Genomic DNA, 19343 nt, shown 5'->3' on the forward strand with positions numbered 1-19343 from the left:
TCCCGCCCGCACTTCGAAGGAAAACGATTAACTCGGCGAAGTCAAGTCCGTGTCATCCACCCCACACACCATGCCCACCGTGGATTTCCCTAATTCCCCGCGCTAGCGAACTTGCGGCAAACTCCCCTCCATAGAAAAACGTTTTCCCTTCAGGCCGACGCATCGTACAGCAAGCCTTTGCCACGCGACCGTGTCACAGCCCCCGGCGCTCGTCGCCATCCACGACCAGAAAGCGCGGCGCGACGAGCGACGCCGCACATCGGAGAACATTCATGCAATCTGCAGTCGTCGGCGTCGTGCGCGCCGCCAGCCGCTACCGCTGGACGGTCTGCGCGCTGCTTTTCTTCGCGACCGTGATCAACTACATGGACCGGCAGATCCTCGGTCTGCTCGCGCCCGTGCTCCAGCACGACATCGGCTGGTCGCAGGTGCAGTACGGCCGCATCGTGATTGCATTCTCGGCGTTCTACGCCATCGGTCTCCTGGGCTTCGGCCGCATCGTCGACTGGCTCGGCACGCGCGTGTCGTACGCGCTCGCGATGCTGATCTGGAGCGTCGCCGCAATGCTGCACGCGATGGTCGGCTCGGTGGCCGGCTTCGCGGTCGTCCGCGCGCTGCTCGGCATCGGCGAAGGCGGCAACTTCCCCGCCGCGATCAAGACCACCGCCGAATGGTTCCCGCGCCGCGAGCGTGCGCTCGCGACCGGCATCTTCAACTCCGGCGCCAACATCGGCGCGGTGTTCGCGCCTGCGATCATTCCGCCGATCGCGCTGGCGTTCGGCTGGCGCGCGGCATTCGTGATCATCGGCGCGATCGGGATTGTCTGGCTGGCCGTGTGGTTCGCGATCTACCGCTCCCGCGATCCGCGTTCCCTCGACGACGACCTCGGCGAAGCACAGGACGAAGTCGAAGCGCTCGACGCCGCCAACGTGAATGCACGCGCGCCGGGTTGGGGTGTGCTGATCAGAAAGCGCCAGACGTGGGCGTTCCTGATCGGCAAGTTCCTGACCGATCCGGTCTGGTGGTTCTATCTGTTCTGGCTGCCGAAGTGGCTCAACGAGTCGCGCGGCATGGACATGCAGCACATCGGCCTGCCGCTCGTCTGCATCTATGCGATGACGACGGTCGGCAGCATCGGCGGCGGCTGGCTCTCGTCAGCGCTGCTGCGAGCCGGCTGGAGCGTGAACGCCGCGCGCAAGACCGCGATGTTCATCTGCGCATGCCTGGTGTTGCCGATTGCGTTCGTTTCGTACGCCGACAACCTGTGGGTCGCGGTGGCGATCGTCGGGCTTGCGGCCGCAGCGCACCAGGGCTGGTCCGCGAATCTCTTCACCACCGCGTCCGACCTGTTTCCGAAGCGCGCGCTGGGTGCGGTGGTCGGCATCGGCGGGATGGCCGGCTCGATCGGCGGCGTCCTGTTCTCCGAAGTAATCGGCCAGGTGCTGCAACGTACCGGGCACTACTGGGTGCTGTTCGCCATCGGCGCCCTCGCCTACCTGCTCGCATTCGCGATCATGCACGTGCTGACGCCGCGCATGACGCCCGCGAAGCTGGACGCGTAACAAGGCGCGGCGTTGCGCGAGCCCGACGGCGAGCGCAGCGCCCGCTTCAACGGCAGGCGGCGGTCGATTCACGGACCATGAGGCGCGGGTCGAACATCGTATGCCCGATATCCGCATGACCCGCGAGCGCGTCGATGAGCTTTTGCATCGCAAGCTCGCCCATCTTCTCGCTCTGGATGTCAACCGTGGTCAGCGCGGGCGACGCGTACTCGCCGAACGGGACATTGTCGACGCCGGTCACCGACACGTCCTGCGGCAGCTTGAGGCCGAGCGACGCCGCCTCCTTCATGAAGCCGAGCGCGATCAGGTCGTTGTAGCACATCACCGCTTGCGGCCGGCGCGGGCCGAGCATCACGCGCGAGCACGCGTGCTCGCCGGCATGAGCGGTCGGCGCATGCGCGTCGTACACGTCGAGCGTGAGCCCGGCTTCCTCCAGGCACTCGCGTGCGCCGCGAATCCGCTCGTCGTTGATGCGCGCCTGCCCAAAACCGAGATAGGCGATCTGACGATGTCCGAGGTTCAGCAGGTGGCGCGCGAGCATGTAGGTCGCGAGCCGGTTGTCGATGCCGACGCTGGGGATCGGCAAGTGCTCGCTGCGTCGCATCAGCACGAGCGGCTTGCCGAGATCGAGCATCCAGTGCGACTCGTCGTCGGACATCCGTGAACTGACGATCAGGCCGTCGACGCGTTGCGCGAGCGCTTCGATCAGCGGGCGCTCGCGGGCCTGGTTTTCATCGGTGTCGACGAGCAGCAGCGTGTAGTCGTGCCGCAGCGCGACACGGTTGGCGCCCTTCACGACGTTCGTGAAGTGCGGATTGCTGATGTCGAGCACGGTCAGCCCGATGGTGCGCGTGCGGCCGGTGATCATCGACCGCGCAAGCGGGTTCGAGCGATAGCCGAGTTCTTCGATCGCCGCTTTCAGCTTCGCTTCGACCGGCGCCGAGAAACGCTGCGCGCCGTTCATGTACTTGGACACCGTGGCGACCGATACACCGGCTGCGGCGGCAACGTCGCGAATCGTCGGGGAATTTTTTTTCATTTGGAAGGTAACGTTTTTCTGTCCGTTAACGGATTGTCTCAGAAAACGCCAGTCGCTGGATGGGCGGTTTCGGATGGGGCCACCCGCGGTCCATACCCAGTCTGACAATTGACCCTGCGACACGCGTCCCGTTATAGTGTGGAAAACGTTTTCCTGATTTTCATCTTTCTGAGGAGATTTTATGAGCCAGCCATCTGCGGCGTCGCGCAAACCGTTCCGCCGCCTGCTGCTGACGGGCGCCGCCGGCAACCTGGGTCGCCAGTTGCGCCCCGCGCTCGCCGATTGGGCCGACTTCGTGCGCGTCAGCGATATCGCGGTGCTCGACGATGCGGCGCCGCACGAGGAAACGAACGCCGTCGATCTGGCGGACCGGCAAGCGGTGATGCACCTCGTCGAAGGCGTCGATGCGATCGTGCATCTCGGCGGCATTTCGGTCGACGCGCCGTTCGACGACCTGCTCGACGCGAATATCCTCGGCACCTACAACCTGTACGAAGCGGCCCGCAGGCATGGCGTGAAGCGCGTCGTGTTCGCGAGTTCGAATCACGCGATCGGCTTTCATCCGGTCACCGAAGTGCTCGACGCGGACGCGCCGCTGCGCCCGGACAGCCTGTACGGCGTGACGAAGTGCTTCGGCGAGTCGCTCTCGCGCTATTACTTCGACCGCTTCGGCATCGAGACGGTGTGCTTGCGGATCGGTTCGTCGTTCGAGGAGCCGAAGAATCCGCGCATGCTCGTCACGTTTCTGAGCTTCCGCGACTTCATCGAACTGGTGCGCTGTTCGCTTTTCACGAACGTCGTCGGCCACGCGATCGTCTACGGTGCGTCGGACAACCCGGTCAAGTGGTGGGACAACACGAAAGCCGGCTTCATCGGCTTCAATCCGCGCGACAGCTCGGTGCAGTTCACGGAACGCTTCCCGGTGGCCGCACCGAGCGCCACGCGCGACGATCCCGCGCAACGCTTCCAGGGCGGCCCCTTCGTGCTCGGCGAACCGATGGAACGCAATCGATGAGTTGTGCGGTGCCGGAGCCGGCGCGGCGTGCGTCCATCGGGCGCGTGCCTCGTTCGGCTTAGCCGGTTCTTGATGCCACGTCGGTCGCAAGGTTGACGTGGCCGCTACCGCTCAGTCGCGTCGCGGCTGATCTCGCGATCCACCCACGTCAGAAATTTTGCGACGCGCGTCAGATCGGCGTTCTGCGACGGATACACCATGTGGTGCGCTCCCACTTCAATCGCGAACGTGCGATCGAACACCGGCACGAGCGAACCTCGTCCAAGATGGACTGATGCGAGCATCGTGCTTTCGAGCGCGATGCCGTGTCCCAACGCCGCCGCCTCCAGCGACATGTACGAGCGATCAAAAGAAAAATCGAACGCCTTGCGCGAAAGTGCGACGCCGAACTTGCCGAACCATTGCCGCCATTGCACGAGCGGCGTTTCCGAGAAGATCAGGCGCCGGTCGAGCAGGTCTTCCGGCTTGCCCACGGGAAATCGCCTGAGATAGTCCTCCGACGCGAGCGGCGCGATGAATTCGTGGCGCAATGTCTTGACGGTGCCATCGACCCAATGCGCATAGCCATGGCGTATATCGAGGTCGTAATAGCCGGAGGTGAACGAAACATCCTCGTATGAACAGGCCAGGTTCAACTGGATGTCGTCGTTGGCTTCGTGAAACGAAGCCAACCGGGGCAGGAGCCACATCAGCCCAAAGCTCGGACTCGAGTGAATGCGAAGAATCTCGACGCCCGTCTGGCTCGACGCGCGTTCCGTCGCGCGGCTCAGGTCGGCGAGCGATCCAGTGACATCGGCCAGATACTGCTGACCCGTGGGCGTCAGCACCAGGCCGCGTCCCAGCCGCGTGAATAACGGCCTTCCGACCATGGTTTCGAGGTTGGCAATCTGATGACTGACCGCGGACGGCGTCAACCCCAGTTCATCGGCCGCCCGATTGACGCTTTTCGTGCGGGCGACACTCTCGAACGCGACGATGGCTTTGAGTGGTGGGATGCGCATTGTTCCTGAATGCAGAGGTCACGAACCGGGGGGCTTTGGGCTTTTAGACGCACTGTAAGCGTCGGCCGAACGCCGATCCGGTTCATGAGAGCACGAGCGTCGTGCGAATTCAAGGATTGCGTCACACCTCGATCAGGATGCGGCCGGCTTCGACTTTCGCGGGGTACGTCCCAAGCTTTTCGCACACGGGAGCGCAGAGCGCGCGGCCATCGCGGATATCAAAACGGCCGTTGTGCTTCGGGCATTCGATCACGTGGCCCATCACGAATCCGTCGCTCAAGGGAGCCTGTTCGTGCGTGCACAGTCCGTCGCTGGCATAGACCTGATCGTCGACGCGGTAAATCGCGTAGATGTGGCCGGCGTGATCGAAGCGCATGACGTCTTCGTCTTCGATGTCGTCGAGCGCGGCGGTGTCGATCCATTGTGGCATGGCGGGTGTCTCCGTTTTATGTTTTTGGGTCGGTCGTTCAGACCTGGCTTGCGGCCGGAACCGGGCGCACGACGTGGAAAGATGGATCATGCGTCTGGCGCACGAGTGCCGGAATGATCTCGACGTAAGCGGCAACGCTGCTGCTATACGGCGGCGGCATATCGGCCTTCACTGTCTCGTGCAACTGCGGCAGCGCGTGGAATGGAACCATCGGGAACATGTGGTGCTCGACGTGGTAGTTCATGTTCCAGTAGAGGAAGCGGAATATCGGATTCATCTTCACGGTGCGGCAGTTCTTGCGATGGTCGAGCACGTTCTCGGGCATGCCCGCATGCTGCGTGAGGCCGAAGTACAGATAGAGCCACGCCCCGTACAGGCTCGGAAGCCCGATGTAGAGAAGCGGCAGGATCGTGCGGAAGTAGAGGCTCGCGCCGATCGCGATCGCATGGATCGCAAGACTTATCCGTGCCTCGCGGAATACCTTCGGCCATTCGGAAGCCGGCACGAACGTTTGGGCTTCCGCACCGATCCGCCCGCATGCGGCAGCGACCATCTTCGGCAGTTCGCTCGATACGTGCTTCAGCGCGAAGATGTTCAGCGCGAGCGCGAACCAGTCGGTTGGGCGCGGCGCGGCGATTTCCGGATCGCGTCCGACGACCAGGGTATCCGTATGATGACGCGCGTGACTCCAGCGCCAGACCGTCGCACGACGGAACACCTGAAACGAAGCGGCCTGATAGAGCACGTCGTTCATCCAGCGCGTCTTGAAAGCGGTGCCGTGGCCGGCTTCGTGCCAGCGCGAATCCGCCGGGCTGCAGTAGAGCGTGCCGTAGAGAAAGAACGCGGGAACCGCCCAGAGCGAATGGGCGTGCCAGGCGAAGCCGGCCAGCACGCCGCTGGCGATGATCGCGGCGTACCAGATCGCCGTATCGCGGATCGCGCGCGCGTCGTTTCGCTGCATCAACTGCTTCATCACGGGGCGCGGCACCGGGCACTTGTACCATTCGGCGTTGACGAGACCCGCAGCCTGCGCCCGTTCCCCTGCCCCGCCGACAAGCCGATAGTCCCGATGCCGCGCCGATGCGGAGCGCTCAGACGAGTGATCCTTCATATCCGACACCTGCGTCTCCTTGATCTGATAGCAGGCTCTCGTTGAGTTGCGCGGAGCCATGGATGAAACATAAGCGCTGTTCGAACCCGACTCAACGAGAAGATTGACGATTTTTCGGCAATCTTTCTCGCTCGTGGCGGGACTGGCTCAGTCGGCCGTGGCCGCCTGCACGAGCGCGCCGACGCCATCGATCGCTTTCATCAGCGCTTCAGGCGCGCCGTGCCGCGCTTGCAGATAACTCGTCGCGTTGTACGAGAGCCAGACGCGGCCGTCCGCATCCTGCCAAACGAGCACCTTGAGCGGAAGGTCCAATGCCACCGTCGGCGCGGCTTGCATCAGCGGCGTCCCGGCTCGGGGATTCCCGAACACGAGCAATTGCGCCGGTTGCATCGCAAGCCCCGCGCGCTCTGCATCCGCCGCAAAATCGATGCGTGCGAACAGGACGATTTGCTTTGCTTCGATCAGCTTTGCGAGCTTGTCGGTGGCTCGCTCGACCGTGTGATGCGTGGGAACGGTGACAATGCCGTTTTCAGCGGAATGAGGGGACATGGATTTCTCCGAAGATCGCGACGACGAAGGCCATACGAAGGCAATGCGCTTGCCAGCTTGCTTTCCGAGTGTAGCGCCTGACCGAAGGACGCGCGGAACAGCGATATCTTCGATTTCCCTTCCGACGACGGCAACCCAGAGGCTATCTCAAAATTTCACCTTGACCTGAAGCGCGATCGTAAATGGCAGGTCACTCGAAGGAATGGGCGGAATCAAAATGATGTTGGCGCCGACCCGTCGATAGTCGAACATGATCAGCGGCGCAATGACGGGACCGATCGTGTGATCGTGCCCGAAGCCCCAGCCGCCATAGTTATAGCCGGAGATGAGCCCGCCCATCGCCGCGAGCCGCACGATGCCCCAATGCGCGAATTCCGGCGCCCACACTCCGCCGCCGTACAGCGACGGCTTCGATAGCGAATTGCGAAAGTAGCCCGCCGTCAGCGCCCATTGCGGCGCGATCCAGCACTCCACGCCGATGCCCGGATTGAACTCCTCGAAATCCTTGTCCGGGTGAATGTGATGCGAGCCGATCATCGCATCGACCCATAGGCCGTTGCCGCACCAGTCGCCGGCGCGGGCGGTCGACGGAACCGTCGTCGTGGCAAAAGCCGCCAGCAAGATCCACCTCGCGCGCAGCGCGCAAAATCGGGCCAACCGTGAACGCATGTATTTTTCCGCCGCCGCACACTGACAACGACGCCATTTTCAAGACAGGTTTTCGACCGGGGCACGCGTGTATCGTGCAAGACGTGAGTTGGACGTAACGCGACGTCGCGTTCCTGCAAAATTTAATCGAGGAAAAAACCATGATTGGTAAAAACGCGTTGTATCGCGTGCGCGCCTGGATGGCAAGCGCCGCGCTTCTTGCCCTGATGGCATGCACGCCCTTGCAGGTCGTGACGCACCACGTCTCGACGAGCGAGGCGAGCGTGCCGGCCGGGCACTATGTGCTGGACCCGCATCATTGGAACGTGAGCTTCGACGTCGATCACTTTCACTATTCGCGCTTTGTCATTCGCTTCGACAAGGTCACGGGCGAACTCGACTGGAACAGCGGCGGTCTCGAGCAAAGCACGGCCTCCGTGACCATCGATGCTGCCAGCGTCAACACGAACGTGCCGTTGCTTGACCGCATGGTGAAAGGCCCGGACATGTTCGACGTCGAGCACTATCCCACGATTCGCTTCGTGAGTACGCGCTTCGTTCGCACCGGCGACGACCGCGGCACGCTCACCGGCGACCTCACGATTCACGGCACGACGCGGCCGGTTACATTGAACGTGACGTTCAACGGCCACGCGCGCAACCCGCTGACCAAGCAGGAAACGCTCGGCTTTTCCGGCGACGGTCACTTCAGCCGCGCGCAGTTCGGGCTATCGACGTGGTATCCGGCCGTCGGCGACGATGTTCACGTCGCCATCCAGGCGGAATTCGCGACACCGACGGCGGATGGTTCGCCTTGACGCGCTAACGCACAGAGGACCCGATCAGGCCGCGGTCCAGTCGAGCACGACCTTGCCACTATTGCCCGATAGCATCGTGGCGAACGCGCGCTCGTAGTCGTCGACGGGAAACGTGTGCGTGAGGATCGGCGACAGGTCGAGGCCGCTCTGCAGCATCGCGACCATCTTGTACCAGGTCTCGAACATCTCGCGGCCATAGATGCCCTTGATCTCCAGTCCCTTGAAAATCACCTGGTTCCAGTCGATCGCGGTCTGCGCCGGCGGAATGCCGAGCAGCGCGACCTTGCCGCCGTGATTCATCGATTCGAGCAGCGCGGTGAACGCGCTTGGCACACCCGACATCTCCATGCCGACATCGAAACCCTCGGTCATGCCGAGCTCGCTCATCACGTCGCGCAGGTTCTCGTTCGCGACGTTCACGGCGCGCGTCGCGCCCATCTTGCGCGCGAGGTCGAGCCGGTAATCGTTGACATCGGTGACGACGACATTGCGCGCCCCGACATGTTTGGCGATCGCCACGGCCATCACGCCGATCGGCCCAGCGCCGGTGATCAGCACGTCCTCGCCGACGAGATTGAACGACAGCGCCGTATGCGTCGCGTTGCCGAAAGGATCGAAGATGGCGGCGAGATCGTCGGAGATGTCGGACGGAATCTTGAACGCGTTGAACGCGGGAATCACGAGATATTCGGCGAACGCACCCTCGCGATTCACGCCGACGCCGACCGTATTGCGGCACAGATGGCGGCGTCCGGCGCGACAGTTGCGGCAGAAGCCGCACGTGATGTGTCCTTCGCCCGAGACGCGGTCGCCGATCGCAAAGCCGCGCACTTCCTGCCCCATCTCCACGATTTCCCCGACGTATTCATGGCCGACGTGCATCGGCACGGGAATCGTCTTCTGCGCCCACTCGTCCCATTTCCAGATGTGGATGTCCGTGCCGCAAATCGCCGTCTTCCTGATGCGGATGAGGACGTCGTTATGGCCGACTTCCGGCCGCTTGACGCGCGTCATCGTGAGGCCGGGTGCGCGTTCGAGTTTTGCCAGTGCTTTCATTTCTAATCATCCTCGGAGCGCAGCGGGCGCGCTATGTGGGCGTTTGCGTGTAATTGGCGAGCGGCTGGGCGAGCCGCCCGGCGGAACTTTATGCGCATCAAGTTTTCGCGTGGCCGGATCGATGCGTTGGATCGATGCGTTGGATCGATGCGTTGGATCGATGCGTTGGGTCGATGCGTCGGGTCGATGCGTCAGATCACACCGAGCGAGCGGCCGACGCGCGCAAACGCATCGACTGCGCGATCGATCTGCTCAGGCGTGTGCGCGGCACTCATCTGCGTGCGAATGCGCGCGCGTCCTTTCGGCACGACCGGGTAGGAAAAGCCGATCACGTAGACGCCTTCGTCGAGCAATGCGTCCGCCATCTTCGATGCGAGTTGCGCGTCGCCGAGCATGACAGGGATGATCGGATGATCGCCCGGCACGAGCGAGAAGCCGAGCGCGCTCATCGCGGAGCGAAAATGGGCGCCGTTCTCACGGACGCGCGTCCTGAGCGCCGCGCCCTCTTCGCTTGCGAGCAATTCGAGCACTTTCAGCGAAGCCGTCGCGATGCTCGGCGCCAGCGAGTTCGAAAAGAGATACGGCCGGCTGCGTTGCCGCAGCAACTCGATGATCTCCTTGTGCGCGGCGACATAGCCGCCCGATGCGCCGCCGAGCGCCTTGCCGAGCGTGCCGGTGATGATGTCCACGCGATCGAGCACGCCGCAATGTTCCGGCGTGCCGCGCCCGTTCGGGCCGATAAACCCGACCGCGTGCGAGTCGTCGACCATGACGAGCGCGCCGTAGCGGTCGGCGAGATCGCAGATGCCAGCGAGGTCGGCGATGATCCCGTCCATCGAAAAGACGCCGTCGGTGGCGATCAGCTTGAAGCGCGCGCCGGCCGCGTCGGCCTCCTGCAGTTTCGTTTCCAGATCGGCGAGATCGTTGTTCCGGTAGCGCAAGCGCTTGGCCTTGGAGAGCCGCACGCCGTCGATGATGCTCGCGTGGTTCAGTTCGTCGCTGATGATCGCGTCTTCCTCGCCCAACAGCGTTTCGAAAAGTCCGCCATTCGCATCGAAACAGCTCGAATAGAGGGTGGCGTCGTCGGTTTGCAGGAAGTCCGCGAGTGACTTTTCGAGCGTCTTGTGCACGCTCTGCGTGCCGCAGATGAAGCGCACCGACGCCATGCCGAAACCGTCCTCGTCGAGTCCGGCCTTCGCCGCGTCGATCAGACGCCGGTCGTCGGCGAGTCCGAGATAGTTGTTTGCGCAGAAGTTCAGGACTTCGTTGCCGTCAGCGAGCCGAATGTCCGACGATTGCGGACTCGCGATCACCCGCTCGGACTTGTAGAAGCCAGCGGCGCGGATCTCGTCGATCGTCGCCCGCACGTGGGACAGGTAGCGCTCTTTCATCGTGGACTCTTCTTCTGTTCGTTGCGGTTGTTTGCAGGGGTTCGCGGTTGTTCGCGGTGCGTGCGATTACGCGCGCCTGCAAGCCCTGTTATAGTCGATCCGTTCGAATGGACAAATTCGATAAATCGAACTGTTTTCCAATATACCGAAACACTGTAAAGGATGGAAGCCTCGATGGCAAGTTCGGGCATGAGGGAGAAGGCGGGCGCGCTGGCACCGGCGCCGGCGGTGGCGCCGCCGCGTGTCGGTGAACAGATTCAGCGATTGCGCAACGAGCGCAAGTTGACGCTCGACGATTTGTCGCGTGCGGCGGGTGTATCGAAATCGATGTTGTCAGAAATCGAGCGCGACAAAGCCAATCCGACGATCGCTGTTGCATGGCGCCTGACGAATGCGCTCGGTATCAGCCTGGATCAGTTGTTCGCGCCGCAAAAGCAGGCGGAAGCGATTCGGGTCGCCGGGCCGCACGAAATTCCAACGCTCAGCGGCGACGACGGCGGATATCAGTTGCGCGTGTGGGGGCCAATCGAGCTGGCCGGCAAGTTCGAATGGTACGAACTGACGCTTCAGGCGGGCGGGGCGCTCGTGTCGAATGCGCACGAACCGGGAACGCACGAACATTTGACGGTGCTCAGCGGGACGATCGAAGTTGAGGCTTCCGGATCGACGAAGCGGGTGAAGGCCGCCGAAACCGCGCGCTACGCCGCCGACGAGCCCCACGCGATCAGGAACGTGGGAAGAGCGGACGCGAAAGCGCTTTTGGTCGTGATCCACGTTTGAGTGCCGAACCGTCGAGGCGCGGAAAACTTGATGCGCATAAAGTTTTGGCCGCCCGGTGTCGCTGGATGACGTGCGTAAAAAAACGGGACACGTGAGTTAAACGTGTCCCGCGATTTCATGCCACAGCGTCGTCTGGATCTTCAGATCCTCATGGGTTCTTCTTCACGCTGTCCTTCAGCTCTTCGCGCGCATCGCCGACGCCTTTCTGCACCTTCCCGGCCGCCTGTTGCATGTCGCCCTTGGCTTCCTGCACCGGATCATCGGTCGCCTTGCCGACGACTTCGTTGACCTTGCCCTTGACCTGCTTCATCACACCATCCGTTTGATCCTTGTTCATCGTCGATCTCCTTGAAGTGCATCGGGTTTCGGCGCGCAGCGCCGTGCGCCTGAAGACTCTCGCGCCTCGCCAGGGACGTCCCTAAGCATGCCTCCACGATGCGCTTCGTTGCCTGCCACGCATAGCCGCGCATGTCTGATAAGTGCGTAGGCGGAATCGCACATACACGCCGGGCGAGTAGCGCGACGCTATTCTCATTGGTACAAATACTGTATGTTTATACAGTATATAAAGACCGGTGTAAGGGGAAGAAGATGGACTCGAATGGCGAAAACCTGAACAAAAAGCAGTTTGCCCGCGCGGTACGCGATCTCGAACGCATCACGCGCCAGATCGCAGCGCGTTATATCGAACAGGGCGTGCCGCTCACGTGGCGTTTGCTGCACGCGATCGAAGGGGAGGCGGTGGCCGACCTCGGCTTTGCCGGACGGCATGAAGCCGCATTGCGCGAGCTGTTCGCGCGCCCGGACGATTTCAGATATCCGGAGACCGACGACGTCGTCGATTTCAGCTCATCCGATGCGCTGCCGGCGGTGTTCGCTTTCGCCGTCGATGCTTACGAGCGCGCCGCGCAACACGGAAAGCCGCAGCTGGCACTGGCGGTCGGGCATTGATTCTTCGGGCCCGCGCACCAATCGACCCCGCGCGCATCAAGCCGCGCGGGGCGCTCTAGGGCGCGAAGTCCGCGGCCATGTCTTCATCCGAGCGGGCTTCCAGCCGCCCGTCGCGACACGCCGCGCGGAAAGCGTCGTAGTCTTTTTCGACCTGGTCCGCATAGGCGCGGCCATAGCGCACGAGCGCTTCCGCCAGCCGCTGGCCGGTACCCATGTACCCGGCGATTTCCAGCGCGCAGCCGCCAGCCTTCGCGTGCGCGCGTGCGAGCACCCAGCCGCAAAGCCCGGCATATTCGCGAAACGTGTCCGCGCCGAAGGTTTCGGGTTCCGCCGATATCTTCATGTCGCGCAACTGGCGCACGTAAAGCGCGCGGCCGAACGGGCCCGTCGACCAGCCGAGAAAGGGGTCGGTCGCGGCCTGCATCAGCCGCTGGCCGTGGACGACGCGTTGTCCCTCGTGCGAGGGCGCCCTGGCTTCGTGCTTTGCGCCCTTGAAGAACATGGAGACGACCGATTTCGACGCTTCCTTCAGTTGCAGGAAGAGCGGCTTGCCATGTGGATCGATGAGCAGCAGCACCGTGCAGCGCGTGCCCACGCTGCCGACGCCAACGACCTTGAAAACCAGATCCTGTATCGAAAATTGCTTGAGCAACGCCGCGCGCTCCGAGGTCATCGAGGCGAAATATTCCTTCAGCACCGGCGTGAGGATCTCATCGCGATGCTCGGTGAGCGTCATGACGTCGTCGGTCGGCTGGAATAACGTGTTCTCGCCGTGAATGTGAAAGATCGCGGGCGGCGCATCGCGAATGCGCCATACGTTCGCCGTCTGTTCGGCGAGCTTCGGCAGCACGGTTTCGTGCGTGCGGCGCGACGCCCGCTCGATCCCGCGCTTGATGCGCCGCCGCGCGTCGTCGGTCTGGACCGAGTCGTACATGCGCTCGAACGTGATGCGCTCGTACCAGAGATCGAGCACGCCCATCTCCGCGTATTCGCGCATCCGCAACCGATAGCTCTCGGCGGCGCAGAACGCGAACTCGTCGGCAGCGGCGTCGCCGTGGCCGAGATGGCGTCCGCCGACCGTAAAGCTCGCGATGAGCCGCTTCAGGTCCCATTCCCAGGGCCCGGGGGCGGTTTCGTCGAAGTCGTTGAGATCGAAGATCAGCGCGCGCTCGGGTGTCGCGAAACCGCCGAAATTCGACAGATGGCAGTCGCCGCAGATTTGCAGGTGAATGCCGCTATCCGGCGTGGCGGCGAGGTCGTGCGCCTGAATGATCGCGCTGCCGCGATAGAACGTGAACGGCGACGCCAGCATGCGGCCATAACGCAGCGGCACGAGCGCCTCGACCCGTCCCGCGCTGCTTTTTTTCAACAGTTCCACCGGATCGCGATCGACGTCGCCGATCCTGTCGTGCGAACCGCGGGGCGCTCGCTGGCGGGCGGCCCGTCCGCGCGCTCTGCGTTCCTCGCCGATGGGCATGTCGGTCATGGCTCGCTCCTTTGTTTTTTATGTATCGGAAGGCAACCGTTCCAGGGACAGTATGCGATGAGCGGCGCCACGCACAAGAAAAAAGTGTCATCCGTTCGTCACCGGCGCTTGACGCGAAGCGGCCGAGGCCCGAACCTTCGTCAAGCAACTAACGGTAACCAAAGCGAGTATTGAAACCATGCCGACCCACTCCGATATCTTCGATCAGCAACGCGATGACTGGCACACGGACCCGCAGGTCGCCATCGATGCGTGGCTCGCGAAGCAGGAATTCCGCGCGTCGTCGGCGGGGGTCTACCGCGCGCAATGGGGGCTCTTTCTCGAATGGCTTAAAGCGAAGCGCACGAATCTGCGGACAGTCGAGCGGCCAGCTATCGAACAGTTCGTCGCGCAACTTGAGATTCGGCGTCCGCAGCGGGTGCGCTATCTGCGCCTGATCGAGCGGGTTCTCGATCATGTTCGCGAGATCGAAATGGCGTCGACGAACCCGGCTCGCTTCATCGCGCAAGATGGCGAAGCGGCCTGGCGCGACGCGCGCGAAAACGAGCCGACCGGCTTCCTCGCGCACGGCGAACGCGCTTTGCTGGTCGCGCATCTGTTTGCGCCGATCGGGGACTTGTCGACCGGGCAGCGTTGGCGCGAACGTCGTGACCGGGCGCTCGTCGGTGCGTTTCTGGGTGGTGGTGTGAAAACGGGCGAAGCGGCTGCATTGACCGTTAGTTGCTACGTTTGGGGGCAGCCGTGGCTTACCGTCGACGCGGCCAATCCCTCGCTTGTCCGGCAGACGCGGCTAGCGCCGTTCGCCATCGCGCTCTTCGACAACTGGATCAGTGAGCGAAAGACGCTCGGGCTCGCCGGCGACTTGCTCTTTCCCGCCGCGCCTTCGGGCCGCCCGATGCACAAGGCCACCATGCTGCGCGCGATCGATGCGGTCATCGAGGCCTCGGGCATCGCGGCGTCGCGGGCTGCGCGAGCGAGCCCGCAGACGCTGCGCAACACCTTCGCGGCCGACTTGTTCGAAAGCGGGACCGAGCCCGAAAGAGTCGGCCAATGGCTTGGTTTCCAGCAAGCGATCTCGTCGCATAGGCTGCACCGGGCCTGGCAGCACTGGATGGGTGAGGAAATACAGGAGCGCGATATCGCGCGGGCGCGCGAACGAGGTGACGACGCTGGCGTTTAACCGCCTCCCGAAAAACCTCACCTTTGGCGTTTTTCGGGAGTTCAGGTCGCCTCGGCGCGTTCCTTCACGCTGAAGCCGGCAAGTGCGGCAAGCTTCGACGACGCCGTGCCGGACGTGTGCGCGCACTCAGGGCACGACAGGTCATACTCATCCTCGCGTTGCGACAGTTCGGGCTCGCCCGATTCGCAAACGGGGCAACGCATCGGAACGTGGACGTGCGCGTCGACCTGTGTTGCGAGCGCAGCGAGTTCGTCGGCTGACAGGCGGCCTTGCGTGGCAAGCGCACAAAACACGCGGCCGACCTCGTCGCTCATGGCGCCCCGCGATTGCAGCGAATCGCGCTCTCGCGCCAGCGCATCGATTTCGTCGGATTGCCTGCGCACTTGCACTTCCAGCCGATCGGCGCGCGTTTTCGACGCGCTAAGTTGCTGAATGAACTCGAATTCCTTCTGCCCGGCATCGCGCACACTCGCCTGATATGTCGCCGACATCGTGCGCAGGGAATCGAGTTCGACCAGCATCGGCTTGACGCGACGCTCGGCCTCGCGGACCGCATCCTTGATCTGACCAGCATAGTGCTCGGTGTTCTGGCGCAATTCACCTTGCAACTCGTCGAGCCGGTCCCGCAGATCGGCGTTCGTCGTCTGCTCGTGTTCGAGACGCTTCGACAATGCGTCGTTTTCACGCTCGAGACGGTTGATCAAGGCCTGCAACCCGCCATGCGCGTCCGATTCCCGTCCACGCAGCGCCGACAATTCAGCCTCGAGCGCCGCCGCACGGGCCGACGCGGCGTCGGCGCGCGCCTCGCTGCGCTGAAAAGCCTCTTCGATCGCGGTGTGCCGCACAGCCGCGTCACGCAACCGGCTCTCGGATGCGTCGATCGCGGCCTGCATCTCCGCTCTCTCGGCGTCGAGCGAAACGCGGGCGCCAAGCTGCGCCTCGGCAAAGAGCTGTCCGAGTAACTCGCCCGCGCGTTCCTGCAGCGCGTCCGGGATGGCGCCTTCGGCGATTCGAACTCGTGATGTCGCTCGAATGCGTGTCCAGAACGCTTCGATATCCTTCGGGATGTCGCTCGCGCTTCCGGTCTGGGTGAATTCACGGACGGCGGCGATCGACGGTCTGATGCCGAAATCAAAAAACAGTCGCTTGCACGCGTGCTGCGAGAGTTCCTGGCGCCGTGCGCCGTTTGCACGCATGTTTTCGATTTCGCGGCGCAGTTCTTCGCGGGCGTTGTCGTTCATTTGGGATGCTGTCGGGGCGTTAAATGGAGCGATCATGACGATTTACGTAGTGAACACGACGATTTCGACTTCGCGCTTGTGCAAGGGATTGCTAATCGTTGTTTGTCGATGCTCGGGGCTCGTGCAGCGCAGTCTACGCGGACGTTTCGTGAAACACAATCAAGTTTAACTCCTAACCCGATGATTATATTTAACTTTCGACTGACCGGCAGAAACTGACCGATGTTTCACGCGTTGGCTTAGTGAACTCTTTTTCGGCGACTCTATACAGCAGGTTGAGAGTATTAGAAGTAAACACCCTTGAACCTAGTTAAAAACGTTAACGCCAACGCAAAGGCTTACTGGCTGGGCCTTTGCGGCCAGCAAGGTGAATCTTTTCGGGAGGCATGGTGAGACCATGCGGGATGATCCGGTGACGGTGTTCAGGGATACATGTGAGGATATGCGGGACACATCGTGAGCGGGTTCGGGAGACGCGCCAATTAAATAGGTGAGGTTTCACGGGACGCCGTCGGCGCGTGCGCGGTGCGTGTACAGCGGTTGGAAGAAAACCGCTGTACAGGACCGGTGAGGATCCTCGGGAAGACAAAAATGGTCCTAGAATAAGAGTTTGATAGGTATTTATTACCGATTGGTGAGGCTTTACGGGTGTCCAGCACCTATCAAGGTGAGGATATTCGGGGAGTCGACCGCAGTTTGCCGCGATTTATCGAGGCTGCGGTTGGTAAAGGTGAGGAGATTCGGGAGCTCCCCGGGTTCTGGAAGCCGATGGCGCCGCCGTTTCTTGTACAGGTGGCCGCAAAATGTATCGGTGAACATCATTTTCCTCCCTAAGGTGAGTCAATTCGGGAGCCCGACACAGCATTTCGCTCGATCTTCAAAGGTGAGCGTTTTCGGGATATCCCAGACGCCGATTCTCTAGGGTCTGCATGGCATAGAGTGAGCAGAGTGGTCGCTTAATCAATTAATGTATATTAATCAAGCATCTAGGACGAGAACAAGATCGGTCGCTGATCGAACGGTGAGAACATTCGGGAGCCGCCGCATCGAACAGTTGCCTCCCGCGATCACCAATTCAATCCTTTAAGTGAGAATATTCGGGAGGCAGCATCGGGAGATTTCGCAAGAAGATCAGGACCTAACCATCGGAAACATAGAGATATTTTGAATAGCCGTTTGAAACGGTGAGTCTTTTCGGGAGCCCTGATAGACCGCCCCCGGAGCCGCGTCCGATGTCGGCGCTGCCATTAGGTGAGCTTTTTCGGGAATGTCGTCCCGCTCAACGCGATCATCTCTGTGGGGTCCCCCGGAAGGCTGCGCGCGTAAAGGTGAGGTTTTTCGGGACCGGAAATCGGCTGAGGCGAGGAAGACGCCGATCTAAGGTGCATTTAGGCGGTAACGGACCGTACGAAATGACGGTTCCGGCCTCGACGCGCTATGCGAACGATTCGCCACGACCGCGCAAAAACACCAAAAAAATTTTCAGGTGAGCATTTTCGGGATACCTGCGAGACCCAGCGGGGAATCCCTCAATCGGTCGCAGTCCGTTTACCCGCGTGGCGCTTGAGCATATGACAAACACCGCAAAGGTGAGTGGTGAGTCTTTTCGGGAGCGCACCACAGTGAGTCAGACGCCTAAGCTGAGCTTCACCGCAGCATGGTGAGGTCGACCCTCTAGACGGGCTTCACCGCAGTCAGTATCCTCTTTGCAAAATCCTTCCGGCCGGACGCATGGCAACCAAGCGCGCTAAGAAAACCGATGTAGTGAGCCCAAGTTCGGCGGAGTTGCGCAAGGCCGTGGAGGCCATCGCGATTCAGCCGAAAAGCGGCAAGATCACGTTGCTGACACGCAAGTTGTTCAACGTGTTGCTGGCGGTTGCCCAACAGGCCGATGAGTCGGGAGACACGTATCGTGCGCTATTGTCGGACATCGTCGCGAACTCGGCCTTCGATTCGAACGACACCGCGCTCGTCAAGGAGCATCTGCGGCGCATGGTGTCGGTGCAGGTCGAATGGAGCACGGGCACTTCAAGTCAGAAGCCGGGCCGCAAGTGGGGCATTTCAACGCTGATCGCCGATGCGGAAATTCTGGAAGACCCCGCGACGCGACGCGTCTGGGTCGAGTTTTCGTTTGCGCCGAAGATCAAGAAAAAGCTCCTCGACCCGGTGCAATATGCGCGTCTGAGTCTGCAATTCCAGAGCCAATTGCGCAGCAGCGCTGGACTTGCGCTCTACGAGATCTGTGTTCGATATCTGACGAATCCAAGTCACCTGACGATGCGCGAAACCTGGGAGTGGTGGCGTCCGATCCTCTCGGGTACGCCTGATACAGAGGCCGGCGACGAGGCAAAGCGCGAATACAAATACTTCAAGCGCGATTATTTGCGTCCGGCGATCGCCGAGGTGAATGCGGTAACGAATATTTTTGTCGAATTGATCGAGCATCGTGAAGGGCGGCGTGTCGCGGAGATCCAGTTCCGGGTCACGGAGCGAAAACAACCGATGCTCGCGCTCGACGAACACCCGAACGTGTTCGATAGTACGCTCGTCGATCGCATGGTGAAGATCGGCATCGCGTTGAAAGATGCGCAAACGCTTTATGCGGACAGCGAGGAAAATCGAATCCGCGCTGCGCTCCAGATGACCGAGCAGCGCATGCGAAGCACATCGCTGCCGCCCGTGCGCAGCGCGGCCGCTTTGTTCAAGGACGCCCTGAAAAAGGGTTACGCCCCGCCCGTCGAAGTGCTGCCGCCGGCGGCGCCAGTCGCTTCGCGCAACAATGGCGCGCCAGCTGACGACCCGAAAACCCGGCTCCTCGGTGAGTTTTCGGCTCACCGCCGAAAGGAAGCCCGCGCGCTCTATGACGAGCAAGGTGAGCAGGAACGGGAGCTCGCGCGTCAGACTTTCGAAGAGGACGTGCTACCGGAACTCGGGACACATATGCGCGACGACTGGCGCAAGCGCGGGCTGGAGTCCAAGCTGGTCGAAACTTCGTTCTTCGACTGGTTAGCGCGCAAGACGTGGGGTGAACCTACCGATGGCGATCTGCTCGCCTTCACGCTGAATCAAACACGCGCCGCCTGAT

The 19343-nt window shown here is 62.0% G+C and carries 18 protein-coding genes; 7 read left to right on the forward strand and 11 right to left on the reverse strand.

Going from position 1 to position 19343, the window contains the following annotated elements; genetic code table 11:
- Positions 1-272 precede the first annotated feature (272 nt).
- On the forward strand, positions 273-1562 hold the full coding sequence (locus tag AWB68_RS10890; protein WP_087644351.1) for an MFS transporter: 1290 nt from the start codon (positions 273-275) through the stop codon (positions 1560-1562).
- A gap of 46 nt (positions 1563-1608) precedes the next feature.
- Here AWB68_RS10890 and AWB68_RS10895 read toward each other — a convergent pair whose 3' ends face one another.
- On the reverse strand, positions 1609-2601 hold the full coding sequence (locus tag AWB68_RS10895) for a LacI family DNA-binding transcriptional regulator (RefSeq protein ID WP_087644352.1): 993 nt from the start codon (positions 2599-2601) through the stop codon (positions 1609-1611).
- A gap of 181 nt (positions 2602-2782) precedes the next feature.
- Here AWB68_RS10895 and AWB68_RS10900 point away from each other — a divergent pair, with 181 nt between their 5' ends.
- Complete coding sequence (locus AWB68_RS10900) at positions 2783-3616, forward strand: NAD-dependent epimerase/dehydratase family protein (protein WP_087644353.1); 834 nt, start codon at positions 2783-2785, stop codon at positions 3614-3616.
- 104 nt (positions 3617-3720) lie between these two features.
- Here AWB68_RS10900 and AWB68_RS10905 read toward each other — a convergent pair whose 3' ends face one another.
- The 5 genes from AWB68_RS10905 to AWB68_RS10925 form a co-directional block, all read right to left on the reverse strand.
- Positions 3721-4617 carry a LysR family transcriptional regulator gene (locus AWB68_RS10905; RefSeq protein WP_087644354.1) on the reverse strand — a complete coding sequence of 299 codons (897 nt, stop codon included), beginning with the start codon at positions 4615-4617 and terminating at the stop codon, positions 3721-3723.
- Positions 4618-4738: 121 nt separating this feature from the next.
- Positions 4739-5047: a non-heme iron oxygenase ferredoxin subunit gene (locus AWB68_RS10910; protein WP_087644355.1), complete on the reverse strand. Its 309-nt coding sequence runs from the start codon at positions 5045-5047 to the stop codon at positions 4739-4741.
- 37 nt (positions 5048-5084) lie between these two features.
- Positions 5085-6158 (reverse strand): fatty acid desaturase family protein, encoded by a 1074-nt coding sequence (locus AWB68_RS10915; protein WP_235028278.1) that lies wholly within the window; start codon positions 6156-6158, stop codon positions 5085-5087.
- Between the two features lie 147 nt (positions 6159-6305).
- Positions 6306-6707, reverse strand: a complete 402-nt coding sequence (locus tag AWB68_RS10920) for a DUF302 domain-containing protein (RefSeq protein WP_087644357.1) — start codon at positions 6705-6707, stop codon at positions 6306-6308.
- Between the two features lie 147 nt (positions 6708-6854).
- A complete protein-coding gene (locus AWB68_RS10925) occupies positions 6855-7376 on the reverse strand; it encodes a hypothetical protein (RefSeq protein WP_235028277.1) in 522 nt (173 codons plus the stop codon).
- Between the two features lie 140 nt (positions 7377-7516).
- On the opposite strand from AWB68_RS10925, the gene AWB68_RS10930 reads away from it, so the two are divergent.
- Positions 7517-8173 carry a YceI family protein gene (locus AWB68_RS10930; RefSeq protein ID WP_087644358.1) on the forward strand — a complete coding sequence of 219 codons (657 nt, stop codon included), beginning with the start codon at positions 7517-7519 and terminating at the stop codon, positions 8171-8173.
- A gap of 24 nt (positions 8174-8197) precedes the next feature.
- Here the strand turns inward: AWB68_RS10930 and tdh are convergent, their stop codons facing one another.
- Positions 8198-9229, reverse strand: a complete 1032-nt coding sequence (gene tdh, locus AWB68_RS10935) for an L-threonine 3-dehydrogenase (RefSeq protein WP_087644359.1) — start codon at positions 9227-9229, stop codon at positions 8198-8200.
- A 191-nt stretch (positions 9230-9420) separates the two neighbouring features.
- The gene (locus AWB68_RS10940) at positions 9421-10620 is read right to left on the reverse strand and encodes a glycine C-acetyltransferase (RefSeq protein WP_087644360.1); all 1200 of its coding nucleotides are present in this window, start codon (positions 10618-10620) and stop codon (positions 9421-9423) included.
- Positions 10621-10782: 162 nt separating this feature from the next.
- Here AWB68_RS10940 and AWB68_RS10945 point away from each other — a divergent pair, with 162 nt between their 5' ends.
- Positions 10783-11400, forward strand: coding sequence for a helix-turn-helix domain-containing protein (locus tag AWB68_RS10945; protein ID WP_087644361.1), 618 nt, complete (start codon positions 10783-10785; stop codon positions 11398-11400).
- A 148-nt stretch (positions 11401-11548) separates the two neighbouring features.
- On the opposite strand, the gene AWB68_RS10950 is transcribed toward AWB68_RS10945, so the two are convergent.
- Entirely contained in the window at positions 11549-11737 is a 189-nt protein-coding gene (locus AWB68_RS10950) for a CsbD family protein (protein WP_087644362.1), read from the reverse strand.
- A gap of 254 nt (positions 11738-11991) precedes the next feature.
- On the opposite strand from AWB68_RS10950, the gene AWB68_RS10955 reads away from it, so the two are divergent.
- Positions 11992-12351 (forward strand): DUF2471 family protein, encoded by a 360-nt coding sequence (locus tag AWB68_RS10955; RefSeq protein ID WP_087644363.1) that lies wholly within the window; start codon positions 11992-11994, stop codon positions 12349-12351.
- A 55-nt stretch (positions 12352-12406) separates the two neighbouring features.
- Here the strand turns inward: AWB68_RS10955 and AWB68_RS10960 are convergent, their stop codons facing one another.
- On the reverse strand, positions 12407-13837 hold the full coding sequence (locus AWB68_RS10960) for a DUF2252 domain-containing protein (protein WP_087644364.1): 1431 nt from the start codon (positions 13835-13837) through the stop codon (positions 12407-12409).
- 178 nt (positions 13838-14015) lie between these two features.
- Here AWB68_RS10960 and AWB68_RS10965 point away from each other — a divergent pair, with 178 nt between their 5' ends.
- Complete coding sequence (locus AWB68_RS10965; RefSeq protein ID WP_087644365.1) at positions 14016-15017, forward strand: tyrosine-type recombinase/integrase; 1002 nt, start codon at positions 14016-14018, stop codon at positions 15015-15017.
- A gap of 41 nt (positions 15018-15058) precedes the next feature.
- Here AWB68_RS10965 and AWB68_RS10970 read toward each other — a convergent pair whose 3' ends face one another.
- A complete protein-coding gene (locus AWB68_RS10970) occupies positions 15059-16258 on the reverse strand; it encodes a DNA-binding protein (RefSeq protein WP_087644366.1) in 1200 nt (399 codons plus the stop codon).
- Between the two features lie 1731 nt (positions 16259-17989).
- Here AWB68_RS10970 and AWB68_RS10975 point away from each other — a divergent pair.
- A complete protein-coding gene (locus AWB68_RS10975) occupies positions 17990-19342 on the forward strand; it encodes a replication initiation protein (protein WP_087644367.1) in 1353 nt (450 codons plus the stop codon).
- Position 19343 lies beyond the last annotated feature (1 nt).

Origin of the sequence: Caballeronia choica (assembly GCF_001544535.1) — a bacterium.
Classification (GTDB): Bacteria; Pseudomonadota; Gammaproteobacteria; order Burkholderiales; family Burkholderiaceae; genus Caballeronia; species Caballeronia choica.